Annotated in this window: 1 protein-coding gene; it reads right to left on the reverse strand. The window is 68.0% G+C overall.

All coding sequences use genetic code 11. The annotated features are described in order from the left end of the window. Positions 1–69 precede the first annotated feature (69 nt). The coding region (locus IMZ11_RS43500) for a tyrosine-protein phosphatase (RefSeq protein ID WP_228649542.1) at positions 70–571 on the reverse strand (502 nt) is incomplete at its 5' end.

Genomic DNA, 571 nt, shown 5'->3' on the forward strand with positions numbered 1-571 from the left:
CTCATGCAGAACGAGCACAGCCGGGTGGTCCAAGAGGTCGGAGAAGCGCTCGAGGGTGCGTGAGCGCGTTCAGCCGGCCAGGTTGGTCCGCAGTGCGGCCAGGTCCTCGGGCGATACCCCGGCCGCCTCGACGAATCCCGCCACCGAGCCGTAAGCCGCCTCGAGCTTGCGCCAGGCCGCGTCGAGGTATTCCTCGCGCACCCCGAGCACCTCGTCGGTCAGCCTGGCCTCGGCGTAGGTGATCATCTCCGGCGCCTCCTGGGACCGCGCCCGCACCGATTCCATGATGCGGTTCCGCAGAGCTGGGATGGCGTCGTTGCTCGCCAGGAAGTCGGCGATGATGCGGTCCCGGTCGACGCCGACGGTTTCCAGCACGGTGGCAACGGTGAACCCCGTCCGGTCCTTGCCCGCGAAGCAATGGGCGATCACCGGACGTTCCTGTGCCAGAAGCGAAATCACCTCACGCACAGCGCTGTGCGCACCCGGCAGCGTCGGGAACTCCTCGTACACCTCGGTCATGTACCGGCGGGCCGCAGCCGTGATGTCTTCGCCCTCGCCGGATTCGGACATC

Source organism: Microtetraspora sp. AC03309 (assembly GCF_020826795.1).
Taxonomy (GTDB): Bacteria; Actinomycetota; Actinomycetes; order Streptosporangiales; family Streptosporangiaceae; genus Microtetraspora; species Microtetraspora glauca.